Source organism: Thermococcus sp., from assembly GCF_027052235.1.
GTDB lineage: Archaea > Methanobacteriota_B > Thermococci > Thermococcales > Thermococcaceae > Thermococcus.
This window is the reverse complement of record NZ_JALUFF010000075.1, coordinates 24,896-25,188: the sequence shown is the minus strand read 5'-3', so window position 1 is coordinate 25,188 and position 293 is coordinate 24,896. Positions and strand designations below refer to the sequence as shown.

Sequence of the window (293 nt, the reverse complement as noted above, 5' to 3'; positions counted from 1 at the left end):
CGGCCATTCTGTCCCTTCTCGTCTCCCTGAGGTCCTTCACGACTATGCCCTTAACGGCCCTCGCCTTCATTCCAACCCCCTCCCGGTCAGCTTGAGGAACACGTCCTCAAGGGTCGGCTCCTCAATTCGAATACTCCTGATCTCGCTCCCGCCCTCCACGAGGGCCTCGACTACTTTAGGCAGTGCCCTTCTTGCATCCTCAACGGAGACCCTGAGAACGTTTTCCCTCTCTATCGCCCTGAACTCCCTGAGGATTGTCTCGGTTCCCCTGAGAATTCCCTCGACGTGGATAA

The 293-nt window shown here is 57.3% G+C and carries 1 protein-coding gene; it reads right to left on the bottom strand.

Going from position 1 to position 293, the window contains the following annotated elements; translation table 11 throughout:
• Window positions 1-66 precede the first annotated feature (66 nt).
• Window positions 67-293 (bottom strand): DUF4162 domain-containing protein (locus tag MVC73_RS09830; protein ID WP_297510476.1); only part of this gene is annotated, 227 nt, incomplete at its 5' end.